This window comes from Haloarcula laminariae (genome assembly GCF_025457605.1).
In the GTDB taxonomy this organism is placed as follows: Archaea; Halobacteriota; Halobacteria; order Halobacteriales; family Haloarculaceae; genus Haloarcula; species Haloarcula laminariae.
This window is the reverse complement of the sequence record NZ_JAMZFY010000002.1, coordinates 673,084-688,733: the sequence shown is the minus strand read 5'-3', so window position 1 is coordinate 688,733 and position 15,650 is coordinate 673,084. Positions and strand designations below refer to the sequence as shown.

Below are 15,650 nucleotides of genomic sequence, written 5' to 3'. Positions count from 1 at the left end.
CGCTACCTTCAATTAGGGACCGGTATTGGCAACGAGCAATGGAGGTGACGCGGCGGTTCACCGCGCTCGCAGGAACCGGTCTGGCGCTTGCAGCGCTGGCGCTACTGTTCGAACGCCCGGTGTTGCTCGTCAGCACAGCCGGTATCGGTGGCATACTGCTGGCCACACAGCTCATGTTCGTCGGGCGGCTGCGACGCCTCGATGCGAGCCTCGCCGTCGACCTCGACGTGCCACGGACGACCATCACGGCCGACGAGACGGTCCCAGTCACTCTCAGCGGCGCAACAGCGGAGACGCCGCTTGGGGTCACTGTCACGGCACCCGTGCCGGCCAGTGCCGAAGGCCCCGGCGAGGACGCCCGTCGAATCGAAATCGACGGTCCCGAACCGTCCACAGTGACCTTCGACACGACATGGCCGGTCGTCGGTCAGTCACAGTTCGACGCGCCGATAGTGCGTGTAACCGACCCATATGGACTGTTCGGTGAGACGTTTACGCGCGGCCCGACACCGGCGGTCCGTGTCGAGCCCCACGTCACACGAACGCTTCACGTTGGGCAGGGTGGCGACACAGCGCTGGCGACGTTTGGCGAGCACGCGACCGACGAACTCGGTGACGGTGTCGACCCCGCGGAACTCCGGCAGTACGTGGCCGGGGACTCGGCTGGCGATATCGACTGGAAGGCGACCGCGCGGTTGAACGAGCCGTATATCCGCGAACACGAGGTCGAGACGGACCGACGAACAGTGTTGTTCGTGGACCACCGTGCCGGACTGGCAACCGGCCCAGACGGCGAGACGAAACTCGACTACATCCGCGAAGTTGCACTGACACTCGCCGAGCAGGCACGGGCCTTCGACGACCCGCTGGGACTGTACACGGTCGGCGACGAGGGGCTGACAACCGAACAGGACCCCTCACTGGACGAAAAGCGGTTCCGCCTGATACAGGACACCCTGTACGACCTGCAGGCGACAGGCGGACACGGAGAGGAGCTTGAGGAGACACGAAGCCCGGGGACGGCCCGGCGCGCGAGTACACGGCTCCAGGGGGACAGGTCGGCCTTCGGAACGACGCTCAGACCGTATCTCGACAGTCGCGAGGGGTACGTGACCCAGATTGCGTCTGACCCCCTGTTCGCGGCCGCACGCACCCATCTCTCGGCGCTCGGTGGAACGGCGTTGACGGTCGTGTTCACCGACGACCAACACCGGACGGAGCTCCGGGAGACAGTCAAGGTCGCCCGACAGGGGGGCAACAGCGTCGTCGTCTTCCTGACGCCACACGTCCTCTTCGAATCCGGCGGCCTCAGCGGCCTGGACGCCGCCTACGAGCGGTACGCCGATTTCGAGTCGTTCCGCCGGGATCTCGCGGCGCTGGACCGGGTCACCGTCTACGAGGTTGGCCCGGGTGACCGCCTCGAAGCCGTGCTCTCCGCGGGGCGGTAGGCGACACGCGGGATACATGAAATCAGAACACGTAACACGTAGACTCACACCATACCGAGTAATGACAGCCGGGACCGAAACACGGACTGTCGCTGGTGTCGCGTGGCCCGTCCTCGCGGTGGGTCTCGTCGCCCTCGGCCACGTCGGCGCGCTACTGGCTTTCCCGTCGTTCCCGCCGGTCACGACCCTGGCGCTTCTGGAAGCCATGCTCCTCGTTCTCGTCGTCGCGCTCGTGGCGGTCAGTGACGGTATCGGACGGCCTGCACTCCTCGTGGTTGCAGTCTATACCCTCTGTACGGCACTCACGTGGGCCTGGCTGACCGTCGGGTCGACGACGGCTGCGACACTGGGTGTCGTCGCTGTTCTCACGGTGGCCGGATACGGTGTCCACCGGTACGAACTGGTCATGCTCGACCTCGTGGAGGCGACCGATGAGTAGGGCCACTAGTGACGAACAGCGTGGGGAACCGGAGACACCGGCCGACACCGCTGACCCGGCGACGCTCAAAACGCAACTCGAACTGCTTGAGGAGGAAAACGACCGACTCCGGACAGAGTACGCCCGAGCCCGCCAGAGCCAGTACCGTCGGACGGCACTCGCTCTCGGCGGTCTCGGTGTCGTTTCCGCCTTGGGTGGGCTACTATTCCCAGCGGCACAGACCGTGCTGTTTGCACTGGCTGGGACGGGTGTGTTCCTCGCCGTCCTGACCCACTATCTGACGCCCGAGCAGTTCCTCCCGGCATCACTCGGACGCACTATCTACAGTGCTCTTGCAGCCAACGAGGCCGCGATGGTCGCCGAGCTCGGCCTGCGAGACGACCGAGTGTACGTCCCGACTGACGACGGTGTCCGTCTGTTTGTCCCCCAACACCAGGAGTACGTTGTCCCGGACGCAGGAGCGCTGGCTGATGTCTTTGTTGTCACGTCAGATACCGACCCGCGGGGGCTCTCGCTGGAACCGACCGGTGATGGACTCGCCGACGAGTTCGAGCGGGCAGTGACCGGCAGTCCCGGTGCCGACGCCGACAGTATCGCCACACAGGCAAGCGACGCACTCGTCGAGCAGTTCGAACTGGTCGAGAGCGCGACGACGGACGTGAACTCGTCCGGGGGACGGTTGACCGTCGCCGTCACCGGAAGCGTCTACGGCGACATCACGCGGTTTGACCACCCTGCCAGCTCCTTCCTTGCGAGCGTCACCGCCCGGCAGTTGGATACCTCAGTCACAGCCGAATCCGAGACGACTGGGGAAGACGATACTTGCCGGATTACGCTGACATGGGACCCTGCGGAGGAGAACGCGGACAGCGACACACCGTCTCAAGACCGCGAAACCTCGGAGTAGCAACTTCAAGAGCAGTGTAGGAATCGGACTATCGGGAGTTAGTACGGCAGGTGCAATTCATATCGATAGCCTTTAGCATGATAGATAAAGCTAACTGCTGTCACAGAAAGTGACTTCTCAACAGGAAATGTCTCAGTATAGACATTGTCCTAAAGCATAGATGTCGATACCGTCACAGTGTCCGCACTGTGGGTCACTATCGGTGAAAGTCGCCAAAGTGGCGCCGGAAAACCATGAACAGGGGAGTGGGTGGTGTACGCGTGCTACCTGTGAAGATTGTGATGACTTCGAGGAGTGGGTGAGCTAAACAAAATCACAGTTCAGTTCGAAAGCCCGGGTCCGGACAGAGAATAATTGAGCGAAATGCGCAGTGAGGACTGAACACCACTACTGCTAGGAAGCGTCCGTCGTGTCGTCTTCAGGTTGCCCGCCGTCCTGAACGGCGGTCGCGGCATCGGGTTCGGCCTCGAAACTGCTCCCCGGCGGTTCGATATCGGCAACGAGGTCACTGATAACGTCGCGTGCTGTCCGATTGCTCAGTTCCGCGTCCGTGCTCAGGCCGACACGGTGGGCCAGAATGGGTTCCACGAGGACCTTCACGTCCTCGGGAATGACATAGTCACGCCCCTCGATGGCGGCCCGCGCTTTGCTCGTATTGAGGAAGGCAAGCGATGCACGAGGCGAGGCCCCGTGGTCGAGGTCCGGCGTGTCTCGGGTCGCTGCGACGATATCGAGGATGTACGCTTTGATTGTATCGTCGATATACACCTCAGTGACAGCCTCTTGAGCAGCTTTGACATCCTCGCGGTCGACGACCTGCTGGACGTTTGCTGGGTCGAGGTCCGGATCGCTGTCGAACCGATCGAGCAGTTCGGACTCCTCGTCGCGGCCGGGGATGTCCGCGGTGAGTTTCAACTGGAAGCGGTCCCGCTGTGCCTCGGGGAGCTCGTAGGTTCCCTCCATCTCGATGGGGTTCTGCGTGGCAATCACGATGAAGGGGTCGGGTAAGTTGAGGGTTTCTCCCTCGATAGAGACGGTTCGTTCCTGCATCGCCTCCAAGAGGGCGGACTGGGTCTTCGGGGTCGCACGATTGATTTCGTCGGCGACGACGACGTTCGAGAACACCGGCCCCTTCTGGAGTTCGAATTCGCCGGTCTGCTCGCGATAGATGGAGTTACCGGTGATGTCCGCCGGGAGGATGTCAGGGGTCATCTGGATGCGGTTGTAGGCGAGTCCAGTAGTGACGGCAAACAGGTTCGCAACGGTCGTCTTCGCGACGCCCGGAACTCCTTCAAGCAGGATATGGCCGTCTGTCAGGAGGGCAATAGTGATACCCTTGACGAGGGTCTCCTTGCCGATGAGGACCTGCCCCATCTCGTCTCTGATAGTCGTATAGAGGGCGGCCGGATCGGTCATTCAGGTTCACTCCTCGCGCCGGCGTATAATGTGTTGCGACACACGCTCGATACGGTCCCCATCCCACTCCGGGTGTCGCTCGCGGACGAATTCGGTAACGTCGGCCTCCGTGAGGGTGGTATCGACGGCGGGCTGGTCATCGCCAACCAGCGAGCGAAGGGATTCAGGTACGCGAACTGCCGGCCGGCGGGCCCACAGCGCTATTATACCGAGAACGACGGCCGCGAGTAAGGCCTGTGCAGCAGGGGTTGAGCGGATAACGAGCAACACATAGGTCAGCGCCGGCAGCGGCGGCCGGTGAGAGTAATCGAGCAGCGCCGTCGTCGCATTGCGACTGACTGCACGGGTAAACGCCGCGTTCCCCTCCTGTTCAAGCATCGCGTTGGTGAAGACGCTGGCGTCGCTAACCACGATAACCCGGCCCGAACCCACCGGCTCGGTCACTGCGACCGGATAGGAACCGACCGATTCGGTGTCATCGAGTGTCCCGTTGCCGTTCGTGTCGAGATACGCCGACGAAGCCGTTCGGATCAGCACCGTCGGCCGGTCGGCCGGGTTGTCTGTTACGTCCCGTTCGGGAACGTCCAGTACTGTCCCTCGGTTCAGCGTCAAGGCGTCCGTGTCATTGACAAGCGAGTGCTCGGAGACGTTTGTCGCTCTCGGCAGCGAGGCGTTTCGGTAGTTGCTCTGGTCGTCCCGAACCCTCGTGCCGTTCAGCCGCGTCTCCACATCGAGCCCGCCAAGCAGGTCATTTGTCGCGTTTGTACCCTCGCCAGCGACCACGAGCGTGCCGCCACGCGAAACAAACTGCCGCAGGCGGGCGATATCAGCCGCGTTGTAGGTCGCCGTCGGGGCGATGACAAAAGCGACCGAGTCCGCCCCGGAGTCGACGTACGCCGACGTACTGGTGGCAATTTTCGGTTCCGCGCCGGCCGACCGTGTCTGGTCCCGCAGCTCGGTTCCGCCGTCCCAAGCGGAATTGTACGGTCCGTACGCGGCCGTCGACGTGCTCATCGCCGTCACCAGCCCGACGTTCGTTACAAGAAAGAGGATAATGAGGGCGACGCGGGGGTAGTCCTGCCACTCCATCTATATCAGCCCCGACGGCAGGATTTCGAGAATGCGCCGGACGACGATGTAGGCAAACCCGACCAGTCCGGCGAGAATCAGCCACTTCAGCCGCGAGCGCCACCGTGGGGTGACGTTAACCGCCGCGGTGAGTTCGACCACAACGAGAAAGCCGATGAGCGAGACGACAAAGAAAAGATCCAGTGTCAACGCGTTCAGCGCCGCCAGCATGAGCACCGTTGCGAGCATCCAGAGTGCCTGCCCGTGGATGAACTGCTGGCGGCGCCTGGTAGCCATTGTGGCTCCGTTGCCAAGCGAACGGTTAGAAAGTATCGACACGGACTCGATGTGTTCACAGTTACAGGCGGTCTGCGCAGTGCGGGTGTCTGATTGAACTACTCTCGTCGACGAGATCGGAGCATTAGCAATCAGCTACCCGAGTCGCATAACAGACTGGTCATTCCACCGCCCCACAACAGAAGGCTCTTTTCGGCCACCGACGGAGACGGGAACATGTGGCCCTGGGGACACGCGGCCGTCGCCTACCTCCTCTGTTCGCTCTGGCTCCGCTCACGTTACGGCCGGGTGCCGACGGCCGGCGTCGTCGTCCCGCTGGCCGTCGGAAGCCAGTTTCCCGACCTCGTCGACAAGCCGCTGGCGTGGACGTTCGGCGTCCTCCCCTCGGGGCGGGCCGGCGCCCACTCCCTGCTGGTCGCCGTCCCGCTGCTGGCGGTCCTCTGGTGGCGCTTCGATGGCCCCGCCGGTCGCCGCGCCTGGGCCGGCTTCGCGCTCGGCTATCTCGTCCATCTCGTGACCGACGGCGTCTACGCGCTCATCGCGGGTGAGTTCGCCGGGCTCGCCTATCTGTTCTGGCCCGTCCTCTCGCTGCCGGCCTACGACGAATCGATGGGTATCCTCGCACACTTCCTCGCGGCGGAACCGACCCCAGAGCTCCTAGCCGAACTCATCCTGTTTGCCGCCGCAACGCTGCTGTGGGCCGTCGACGGCGCCCCGGGGTTGCGGGCGGTCGGGCGGTGGTGCAAGCGGCGGGCCGACGGCGCGACGGCGGGGTTGTCGGGTCGCTAGATGCGATAAGAGTTTTACCCAGGGGCGAATGACAGAAAAACATGCAAGCTGTTGTACTCGCCGCCGGTGAGGGGACCCGACTCCGCCCGCTCACCGAGGACAAACCCAAGGGGATGGTCGAGGTCGCCGGCAAGCCCATCCTGACACACTGCTTCGAGCAGCTCATCGAGCTGGGCGCCGAGGAGCTGCTGGTCGTGGTCGGCTACAAGAAACAGGCCATCATCAACTACTACGAGGACGAGTTCGAGGGGGTCCCCATCACCTACACCCACCAGCGCGAGCAGCTGGGGCTGGCCCACGCCCTGCTGACAGTCGAGGACGACGTCAACGACGACTTCATGCTGATGCTGGGGGACAACATCTTCCAGGCGAACCTCAGCGACGTGGTCAACCGCCAGCGGGAAGAGCGGGCCGACGCGGCGTTCCTCGTCGAGGAGGTGCCCTGGGAGGAAGCGTCCCGCTACGGCGTCTGTGACACGAACAAGTACGGCGAGATAACCGAGGTCATCGAAAAGCCCGAGGACCCGCCCTCGAACCTCGTGATGACGGGATTCTATACCTTTACGCCCGCCATCTTCCACGCTTGTCACCTCGTCCAACCCTCCAACCGGAACGAGTACGAGATCAGCGACGCCATCGACCTCCTGTTGCACTCGGGCCGGACCATCGACGCCATCCGCATGGACGGCTGGCGCAACGACATCGGCTACCCCGAGGACCGCGACGAAGCGGAGGAGCGCCTGCAGGGCGAGGTCGACGCGGAGCTGGCGGCCGAGAACCTCGCCGCGAGCGAGTAATCCGCGGGGGACGGACGAGAGCGTAGCTGTCCTTCCGTGGTCCGAGCGTCGGAGAGGGTGTGAAGATATACCACACCCGACATTTTTTGTACACTGGCCATCCCCTTCCGATAATGGAAATCCTCGTCACCGGCGGCGCGGGCTTCATCGGCGGCCACCTCGCCGAGCGGTTCGCCCGCGACGGACACAGCGTCGTCGCCCTGGACAACTTCGACCCGTTTTACGACCTCGACATCAAGGAGCACAACGTCGAAACCGGCCGCGAGGCGGCCAGCGAGGGCGGCGGCAGCTACGAACTCGTCGAAGGCGACGTGCGCGACGCCGAGCTGGTCGAAGAGCTCGTCGCCGACGCCGACTACGTCTACCACCAGGCGGCACAGGCGGGCGTGCGCCCGAGCGTCCAGAACCCCCGGAAGTACGACGAGGTCAACGTCGACGGGACCCTGAACCTGCTCGACGCCTGCCGCGATACGGGCATCGAGCGGTTCGTCATGGCCTCCTCGTCGTCGGTGTACGGGAAGCCCCGGTATCTCCCCTACGACGAGGAGCATCCGACGACGCCCGTGAGCCCCTACGGCGCCTCGAAACTGTCGGCCGAGCGCTACGCCTGTTCGTACGGCGAGGTGTACGACTTCCCCGTCGTCGCGCTTCGGTACTTCACGGTGTACGGCCCGCGGATGCGCCCGAACATGGCCATCTCGAACTTCGTCTCCCGGTGTATGAACGGCGAGCCGCCCGTGATATACGGGGACGGCACGCAGACGCGGGACTTCACGTTCATCGACGACGTTGTGGAGGCGAACGTAACGCTGCTGGACGAAGACGGGGCCGACGGGCAGGCCGTGAATATCGGCTCGACGGACAACATCGCAATCAAGACGCTGGCCGAGGAGATTCGCGACCAGCTGGCGCCCGAGCTGGAACTTGAGTATTCGGAGCGCCACGACGCTGATTCGGAGCACACCCACGCCGATACCGAACTGGCCGAGGAGCTGCTGGGGTACGAGGCGACGCATACGATTCGGGAGGGGGTCTCAGCGTTCATCGACTGGTACGAGGCCAATCGGGAGTGGTACGAGCCGCTGGTTCGGCGGTCGTGAGGCCCCGAGGATCAGGGTTTGTATCCGAGCGCTTCGAGTCTGTCACTGACGACCTCTGCCCCAATTTCGGTGCGCTCTTTCGGTGGGTCCGAACGAATCGTCCGTCGTCGACCTCCGTCACGGACGAGCCACGGCACGCGGAGCAACTCGTCGACGTATAACCCCGGGGGGTGCCCGTAAGCCTTGACGGGGATCGGCCCGATGCGCTCCCCGAGCAGGTTTCCGTGGTCAGAGGTGATGACCGATTTCCCGTCGAGCGTATTCAGGAGCGTGGTGACGTCTTTCAGGACGATTTCAAGGTTTTCCCGGTAGGCCGCTCTGACTGGCGCTTCCTCGAGCAGGCCGTACTGGAGTTGCGTCCAGACGTGTCCGCCGCTGTCCGTCTCGTCGTCGCGATCCGGGCCGAACCCACCGTGTTCGATACGCTGACCGGCCGGCCCGATAAACGGGTAGTGCGGTTGCATGTAATGGACGATGAGGCGCTTGTCGGGATACGCGGCCGCCGCGTCTATCGCCGCTTGCGTGACTGGTCTAGGTGGCACCGTCCGGAGGTCGGGGTCCCAGTCGGACTCGATGAGATTTTCGACAGCGTGGAAGGTTCCGGCGGGGAGCTTCGTCGCGTACGGGTTCGCCGTGACGTACACCGTATCGTGAAGCGCCCGACCGAGGAAATTATGGCGCATGAACTCCCAGCTCTCGCTTCCACCCGACCGCACTGTCTGGAGTTTACCCTCGGGCGTACTGACCTCCCGGAAGGTATCGGCCCGGCAACCGTCGAGTATAACGAGGTTGTCCCAGTCGCGTTCGAGAACGTCTATCCCGTCGGCGTGCCTGTGTCGGTAGTAGTGCGTATTGAGCGCGATTGCGAGTTTCGACAGCTCACCGAGAACGACCCGCGGGTTCCTGATTGCCTTGTTGAAGTTCTCGAGGCGATAGCGCTTGGGAAGCATCTTCACAGGTGGTAGCCGGTGTGGTCGTTGATCAGCGAGATGAGTTCCACACTGAGTGCTGGTGGGAGAGTCCGGAGGACGGTGCTGAACACCGACTTGAGCGCACGAGTCCGCTCTCGGTCCGGGTCGTACGTGTGGAGCCACCGGTTCGGGATGTTCACGATACCGTCGAGGTCCCACTTGCGCAGGAAGTACTCCCGGCTCGCCCTGAGTTTCTCGCTGTCCGTCCGGTTCGTCAGATACGCCGGGGAACCGCCCCTGTCGTGCGGGAAGATGACGCGTGGGTTCGTCGCGAAGGTCCAGTCGGTCTGGCGCTTGTGACCGAGGTAGAAATCGAGGTGCTCCATGCCGATGACGTACTCCGGGTCCCAGGAGTAGTCACGGAGACACTCCGCACGGAACAAGGCGACATTAGGGACGAAATCGAACGTGTAGAGAGACTGCCCGGCGACGTCGACCGGTGACTTCGTCGTTCGGAGATCGCGAACGAGATACGACCCCTCGTCGAACAGGTCATGGGAGCCACAGTTGAGTGCGTCACCCTCGTCGTAGAGGCCGCTGATACCACCGAGGTCGCAATTGGCTTTGAGCTGGTCGACCAGTATCTCCGCGTTAGTCGGCATCTGGTTGTCGGAGTCAACGATGTAGAGATACGGCTCGGTGAGCCGTTCGACGATTTCGTGTCGACCCCTGCCAAGCCCGGCATCGTACTCAAGGTCAATCACCTCCAGCCGGAAGGGGTAGTCGCGCTCGTAGAGGTGCCGGCGCTCCTCGGTGTCGCCGTCGTCCGATACGTACACCACGTCGACGTGGTCAGGAACGGATTCGATGAGCCGTGCAAGCTTCTCCGTTCGCTTGAACACAGTCGTTCCGAGCGCGATGTCGGGCATGCTGTCCCTACGATTTACCGAGAGGAAAATAAGACCAGCGCTCGAGATTACCTGTGCACGGTGAGTGGTTGACTTCCCTAGCGTCGCTCCCGACAGCGGGTGATTTACGTCTGGAAACCCACGTGAACACAGAGATGCCGAACATCGCAGTCGTCGTCCTCGACACGCTCCGGAAAGACGCCTTCGACGGGCACTTCGACTGGCCTCCCAGCGTGTCCTTCGAGAACGCGTGGTCGACGAGCCACTGGACGGTCCCAGCCCACAGGTCGCTGTTTACCGGCCAGTATCCCAGCGAGACCGGCGTTCGGGCTAGGGCCGAACGATTCGATATCTCCGGATAGTCGATCGTCGAGGCGCTATCAGAGGCGGGCTACCGGACGAGCGCGTACTCCTGTAACCCGTACCTCTCCGAACAGTACGACTTCGACTGCGGCTTCGACCGCTATGCGGAGGGGTGGCGGGTTGCGTCGGCACGTCCGGAAATATTTGACTGGTCCAGAACCGTGCTCGAAAGCCGCGGGCCACAGTGGTGTCTATACACATCGAGCGTTATCGAGTGCTTCCGGAGCAACGCCGCTTTCGTCGCATCGATACAGCACGGTTACCGTCTCAAACGGGCCGAGAACGGCGGAGCAGGGCGGTCCGTGAGTGGGTCGGTGACACATCCTGGGGCGACGACGAGTTTCTCTTTTTGAATGTCATGGAGTCCCACGCGCCGTACTCGCCGCCCGCCGCATACCGGATTGTCGAGGTCGGCTCCGGCTTCAACTCGATACTGGCTGCCGTCACCGACACAGCGGTCGAGACCGATGTGCATCGGCAGGCCTACCACGACAGCGTTCGGTATCTCGCGGATATCCACCAAGATATTTTCGAACTCCTAGCAGGTGACTTCGACTATGTGTTCACGCTAGGGGACCACGGCGAACTGCTAGGTGAGTACGGAGAGTGGACACATTTCCACGGCCCCTACCCGGAGCTGACGAATATCCCGCTTTCCGTATACGCCGGTACCGACGCTGACGAGTCGGTTGATGTGCCGGTCAGCCTGCTTGACGTGCCGGCGACAGTCGCCGATTTCGCCGGTGTGGACTACCCTTCGCGGGGCGTCTCGCTGTTGTCCGACCCGGCGGGACGCCTGCTGCTCACCGAGTCCCACAGGCTCACAGAGACCGTTCGTGAGAAACTCCGTCGGCTCAACATCCCCGAGCGTCGGCGTGCAAAGCTGGACGGTCACAGACGCGGCCTGGCACTGCCCCCGTCGTACTACGGCTACGAGACCGACGACGGGTTCACCGAGGGCGGAGAAAGTGATACGGCCGACCCACAGTCGGCCCTGTCGACGCTGGTCGAGGATTTGGACGAACGCCGAGTCGACGAGGATACCGAAGGGGTGCCAGAGAGCGTCCGCCAGCAACTGTCAGACCTGGGGTACGCCTGATACGGTGGGTATCCGCCGACCCGGTCAGGCAAGCAATGGCGCTCCGTCTGAGTCACTCCAGAATGCGTTTCACCGCTGTCAGGTCGAGACTGAGACGCTCCTCGACGTTTTCCAGCAACACCAGTTCGTCGTCGGTGATGCCGCCAAGCAGCGCGATAACCGCAAGGACGGCGACGCCGTACCCGACAAACAGCACGAGATACTGCCATAGGGCGGTCGGAACGCCAGAGATAGCGTAGGCAGCGACAGAGACAATCGTGAGTCCAGCAAGTGGACGGAGCGTCCGGCGCGACACCGGAACGATGCCCGTTTCGAGGTACACTTGCGAGGCGTAGAGGATGTTGAGAACCACGTAGCACACGGTCGTCGCCACGGCGGCACCGAGATACGAGAACCGTGGGATGAGCAGGAGATTCAGGACAATGTTCAGCGCGGTCACGCCGGCGGTGTCGTAGACGTGCAGGCTCGTCCGACCAATAGCCGTCAGGGTGGAACCACTTGGCCCGACGACAGCCCTGAAAAAGAACCCGATGGACAAAACGACGAGTGCGGTCGCCGACGCCACGTAGGCTTCACCGAACGTAAGCGCGATAATCTCGTGTGAGTAGCTGACGGCCAAAAGGAACAGCGGCGTCGTCAGGAAGATGACCCACTTGGTCAGAAGCTGATAGACCGAGCGCATCCGTCCTTGCTGATTGTCAGCATGTAGTTGTGATAGCACTGGGACAAAAAGAAACGAGAACGATTCAAGCACCGCCAGCAGGAGAAACGAGAGCGGATACGCGACGTTGTACTCCGCGACGGCGGTGGGCGTGTCGAAGTACCCGAGCATCATGGTATCGATGTCTGTCAAGAGCATAAACATTACAGAGGTGAACAGGAGCGGGAGCGAGAAACTGAGTAACTCCCGGCGAAGCCGCGTCGAGCCGACCGACTCGAACAGTGGCGTGTGCTTTCGCACGTAGTACAGTGCCAAGACCGTCGCGGCCACGTACGATGCGGTGTAGGCCCACGCGACGGCCACCGGGCCAAACGCGCCTACGAAGGCGAGTCCGATTCCGGCGAACTGACAGACCGGAATCGCGACGTTTTCGATGACCACCTTGGCATCGCTGTGTTGCTGTCCTCTGACGACGTTGATGGCCAGCTTTACCGTGGTCGCAAATGGGATACCGAACCCGAACACACGGAGGAGGGGTGCCTGTTCGGCCCCGTCAAGGAAGGTAACTGCGAGCGGTTCGGCGAAAAATACCGTCAGTCCGCCGACAAGCAACGAGGCCGGCAGAACTACCTGAATCGCTGACAGGATGACGCCTCTTTTGAACGTCGGGGAATCGTTACGAGGGAGATACCTGCTGACACCGACGTGCAGGCCTAGGAGGGCGAACGTCGACCCCATCGCGAGCATCGTAGCACCCAACGAAATCGCGCCGTAGTCGACCTTGCCGAACCCGCGAGCGAGTATTAACCGGGCACCGAACAGAACGGCGCGGTCGATAATCCAGCCGAAAAAGACAATCACCCCGCTTCCCAGCAGTAATCCGACGAAACCGTCGGAATCATCAGGCATATAGCACACACTCCGGTACTGTAGCCTAAATGTTGCCCAAACGGGCCGGCAGGACAAGCCATGACAGCGCGTGAGCGACAGCGGGTATGGGTGTTGACGACCTTCGATATCTCTACCGCACCGGGGACCACCGAAGCGTACTATCTAGTCCAGAAGTTCGCCGAAAACTGGGACACTCACGTGTTCGCCCCGCTCGAGGGCCCTATCGAGTCGGTCCACAGGCACTGCCTGCCCCTGGCATCATTGGGCGCGGTCCTCATGTTCAACACAGTGTTGACGCCGTGGTTCGTCTGGCTGGCGCTGCGCCGCCCACCTGATGTCGTCATCATCTACAAAAACATCTTCGTGCCAGCGCTGGTTGTGCGGCTGTGTACCGACGCGGTCGTCGTCTACGACATCCGGGCGGACCCATACGAGCAGGCAAAGGAGTTCGCGGAATTCGACCCGCAAGGCCTGCTCTATCACGCATTTCTCCGCGTTGGGCGACAGCTTCACCAAATCACACTGCCCCGAGCCGACGGCGTCGTGACGCTCAGTGACCCCCTCGCCGAGCGCCTGCAGACTGACTACGGCGTTCCCGAGGAAAAAATCGGACTGGTCCCCCTAGCCGCGGACCCCGACGCGTTCACGCCGGCGTCTGGGAACATGGATAGGGTCCGCATCGCGTACGTCGGGTCGCTGACCAAGTATCGCGGGCTCGACAATGTCGTCCGGGCCCTCGCAGCCCTCAAGCCCGAACTCCGTTCACAGGTGCGACTGGACCTATATGGCGGCGCCGACAAGGAGTTGATCGACTCCCTCGAAGCACTCGCCCCGGACGGTCCCGCGATAGAGTGGCACGGGTACCTGGACCACGACGAACTATCCGACGAGGTGGCCGCATGCGACATCGCAGTGTCACCGCTCCCACCGCTTGCGTCGTTCGAAGTAAGCTCACCCGCGAAGGTGTACGAGTACCTCGCACTCGGGCTGCCGGTCGTCGCTACCGACATCACGCCCCACAGACGGATCCTCGACGAGGGGTGTGCGATTCTGGTCCCGTCGAGAGATGTCGACTCGATGACCGATGCGTTCGCCCGGCTGGTGGGTGATGAGGCGTACCGCTCGCAGCTCTCGGCTGGTGCCCGGGAGCAGGCGCTGGAAAACACTTGGGCGGATCGGTTTGAGACGCTCTGTACACACATCGATTGCTGGTCATCGGCGACCGGACGTGGCGTGGCGGCCGGAAACTGAGCGGACCCTGTAACTCTCCAGACCCTCGCGTTGAGGGCCGAGTGTAATCCTACTGACCGCTCATTAGTAGTACCAGTCACACAGACAGAACACTTAGTATGGTCCCGGAGAGAATTTACCCGATGGTGCTGCTGGCTATAGGGGTGGTGACACTGCTGTTCCTGCTGGTATCTCATAGGCTAGACCGCGACTACCGACGGGCAGGAGCGGTCGCACTGGTCGGTCACGTCCTGGTCGCGGTTGTCGTCATCCCTCGCGTACCCTACAGCTGGGACATCGCGAAGTTCCACGAGGCGGCGCTTGTGGTGCTCGCCGGCGGAGCCCCCGAGTACAAGCACACGGTCGCGTCGTTCGCCGCCTTCCAGTCAATTGTCTACCTACTGTCCGACCGGACGCCGATGTCACTATCGGTGGTAAACGGACTGCTCGCTGTGTTGGTCCCGATTCCTCTTCGATACCTGATGCAGCGGCTATATCCTGAACTTCGGACCACGCAGCTTGCGACGCTCGCGGTTCTGTTTCTCCCGCTTCCTTTTTTTATTTTGACAGTCCCGATGCGGGACGCACTGAGTGTCCTCGTGTTCGCGACGGTACTGGCGCTTTTTGTCGCGACAGTGACAGAGGAGTCTCTGTGGCCCGCCATCGCTGGGCTCCCGCTACTGGGGATGCTGTACCTGCTTCGCACAGAGCTGGCACTCGTCGTCCTCGTCGGCGCCGGTGCCGCAGCTGCGGTCTTGGCAGTCGATTCAATTACTGGGCGGCCGCTGCCGTTGTCGTCGATGCTGGTGGTGACGGTCCCGGTCGGTCTTCTGGGATTCGTGCTGTTCGCAGACCGGTTTCCCCTGACCCGGTTGAATTATATCGTCTCCGCTCGAGCGCACGGCAGCGCGGGGTATCTCACGTCGTTCCAGTACCACTCCTGGGCCGATGTCTTCCTTTCGGCCCCGGTTCGGGGCCTATACTTCCAGTTCGCTCCGTTCCCCCTGCAGGTCCAACAGACGTTTCATCTGCTGGGGGCGCTCTCACTGCCGGTGCTCATCGTGCTCGCGCTGGCCAGCGCGGTGTCGCTGTCTGAGTTTGAGGGCGACCGGATTGTGCTGGTGTTTCTGGTGACGACGTACTTGGGTGGTGTGTTGGGTTACGGGCTAATTGACTCGAACTTCGGGACGACAATCCGTCATCGCGTCCCGTTCGTGTTGCTGCTCGTTGTCTTCTCCAGCCCCGTCCTGGACCGCTGGTGGTCACGGCTCAGAGAGGCTGACAGCTGGACGAGCTAGCCACACGAGAAGCAGAAACAGTACTGCG

The 15,650-nt window shown here is 62.4% G+C and carries 16 protein-coding genes; 10 read left to right on the top strand and 6 right to left on the bottom strand.

Features of this window, described 5'->3' with window-relative positions; translation table 11 throughout:
* The first annotated feature begins 38 nt into the window (after window positions 1–38).
* The 3 genes from NJQ98_RS15180 to NJQ98_RS15170 all read left to right on the top strand — a co-directional run bounded on the left by NJQ98_RS15180 (window position 39) and on the right by NJQ98_RS15170 (window position 2,794).
* Window positions 39–1,448, top strand: a complete 1,410-nt coding sequence (locus NJQ98_RS15180; RefSeq protein WP_262180192.1) for a DUF58 domain-containing protein — start codon at window positions 39–41, stop codon at window positions 1,446–1,448.
* A 61-nt stretch (window positions 1,449–1,509) separates the two neighbouring features.
* Window positions 1,510–1,887, top strand: coding sequence for a DUF8163 family membrane protein (locus tag NJQ98_RS15175; protein WP_262180191.1), 378 nt, complete (start codon window positions 1,510–1,512; stop codon window positions 1,885–1,887).
* Complete coding sequence (locus NJQ98_RS15170; RefSeq protein ID WP_262180189.1) at window positions 1,880–2,794, top strand: DUF7982 domain-containing protein; 915 nt, start codon at window positions 1,880–1,882, stop codon at window positions 2,792–2,794. Before NJQ98_RS15175 ends, NJQ98_RS15170 begins: the two co-directional genes overlap by 8 nt.
* Window positions 2,795–3,187: 393 nt before the next feature.
* Here NJQ98_RS15170 and NJQ98_RS15165 read toward each other — a convergent pair whose 3' ends face one another.
* From NJQ98_RS15165 to NJQ98_RS15155, 3 genes are read right to left on the bottom strand one after another with little or no spacing between them, the layout of a single operon-like run.
* Window positions 3,188–4,210: an AAA family ATPase gene (locus tag NJQ98_RS15165; protein WP_262180187.1), complete on the bottom strand. Its 1,023-nt coding sequence runs from the start codon at window positions 4,208–4,210 to the stop codon at window positions 3,188–3,190.
* Window positions 4,211–4,216: 6 nt separating this feature from the next.
* On the bottom strand, window positions 4,217–5,299 hold the full coding sequence (locus NJQ98_RS15160; protein ID WP_262180186.1) for a DUF4350 domain-containing protein: 1,083 nt from the start codon (window positions 5,297–5,299) through the stop codon (window positions 4,217–4,219).
* On the bottom strand, window positions 5,300–5,575 hold the full coding sequence (locus NJQ98_RS15155) for a DUF8044 family membrane protein (protein WP_262180184.1): 276 nt from the start codon (window positions 5,573–5,575) through the stop codon (window positions 5,300–5,302). It abuts the gene before it with no gap.
* 216 nt (window positions 5,576–5,791) lie between these two features.
* Here NJQ98_RS15155 and NJQ98_RS15150 point away from each other — a divergent pair, with 216 nt between their 5' ends.
* The 3 genes from NJQ98_RS15150 to NJQ98_RS15140 all read left to right on the top strand — a co-directional run bounded on the left by NJQ98_RS15150 (window position 5,792) and on the right by NJQ98_RS15140 (window position 8,261).
* The gene (locus tag NJQ98_RS15150; protein ID WP_262180182.1) at window positions 5,792–6,364 is read left to right on the top strand and encodes a metal-dependent hydrolase; all 573 of its coding nucleotides are present in this window, start codon (window positions 5,792–5,794) and stop codon (window positions 6,362–6,364) included.
* Window positions 6,365–6,405: 41 nt separating this feature from the next.
* Window positions 6,406–7,161, top strand: coding sequence for a UTP--glucose-1-phosphate uridylyltransferase AglF (gene aglF / locus NJQ98_RS15145; RefSeq protein ID WP_262180180.1), 756 nt, complete (start codon window positions 6,406–6,408; stop codon window positions 7,159–7,161).
* 113 nt (window positions 7,162–7,274) lie between these two features.
* Window positions 7,275–8,261 carry an SDR family oxidoreductase gene (locus tag NJQ98_RS15140; RefSeq protein ID WP_262180178.1) on the top strand — a complete coding sequence of 329 codons (987 nt, stop codon included), beginning with the start codon at window positions 7,275–7,277 and terminating at the stop codon, window positions 8,259–8,261.
* A gap of 11 nt (window positions 8,262–8,272) precedes the next feature.
* Here the strand turns inward: NJQ98_RS15140 and NJQ98_RS15135 are convergent, their stop codons facing one another.
* Window positions 8,273–9,211: a hypothetical protein gene (locus tag NJQ98_RS15135; RefSeq protein ID WP_262180177.1), complete on the bottom strand. Its 939-nt coding sequence runs from the start codon at window positions 9,209–9,211 to the stop codon at window positions 8,273–8,275.
* A 2-nt stretch (window positions 9,212–9,213) separates the two neighbouring features.
* Entirely contained in the window at window positions 9,214–10,101 is an 888-nt protein-coding gene (locus NJQ98_RS15130) for a glycosyltransferase family 2 protein (protein WP_262180175.1), read from the bottom strand.
* Window positions 10,102–10,235: 134 nt separating this feature from the next.
* On the opposite strand from NJQ98_RS15130, the gene NJQ98_RS15125 reads away from it, so the two are divergent.
* Complete coding sequence (locus NJQ98_RS15125) at window positions 10,236–10,442, top strand: alkaline phosphatase family protein (RefSeq protein ID WP_262180173.1); 207 nt, start codon at window positions 10,236–10,238, stop codon at window positions 10,440–10,442.
* A 185-nt stretch (window positions 10,443–10,627) separates the two neighbouring features.
* Complete coding sequence (locus NJQ98_RS15120) at window positions 10,628–11,542, top strand: sulfatase-like hydrolase/transferase (RefSeq protein WP_348533578.1); 915 nt, start codon at window positions 10,628–10,630, stop codon at window positions 11,540–11,542.
* Between the two features lie 52 nt (window positions 11,543–11,594).
* Here the strand turns inward: NJQ98_RS15120 and NJQ98_RS15115 are convergent, their stop codons facing one another.
* Window positions 11,595–13,169 (bottom strand): flippase, encoded by a 1,575-nt coding sequence (locus NJQ98_RS15115; protein WP_262180169.1) that lies wholly within the window; start codon window positions 13,167–13,169, stop codon window positions 11,595–11,597.
* A gap of 36 nt (window positions 13,170–13,205) precedes the next feature.
* Between NJQ98_RS15115 and NJQ98_RS15110 the strand changes: the two genes are divergently transcribed.
* On the top strand, window positions 13,206–14,345 hold the full coding sequence (locus NJQ98_RS15110; protein ID WP_262180167.1) for a glycosyltransferase family 4 protein: 1,140 nt from the start codon (window positions 13,206–13,208) through the stop codon (window positions 14,343–14,345).
* Window positions 14,346–14,467: 122 nt separating this feature from the next.
* Window positions 14,468–15,622 (top strand): hypothetical protein, encoded by a 1,155-nt coding sequence (locus NJQ98_RS15105; RefSeq protein ID WP_262180165.1) that lies wholly within the window; start codon window positions 14,468–14,470, stop codon window positions 15,620–15,622.
* Window positions 15,623–15,650 lie beyond the last annotated feature (28 nt).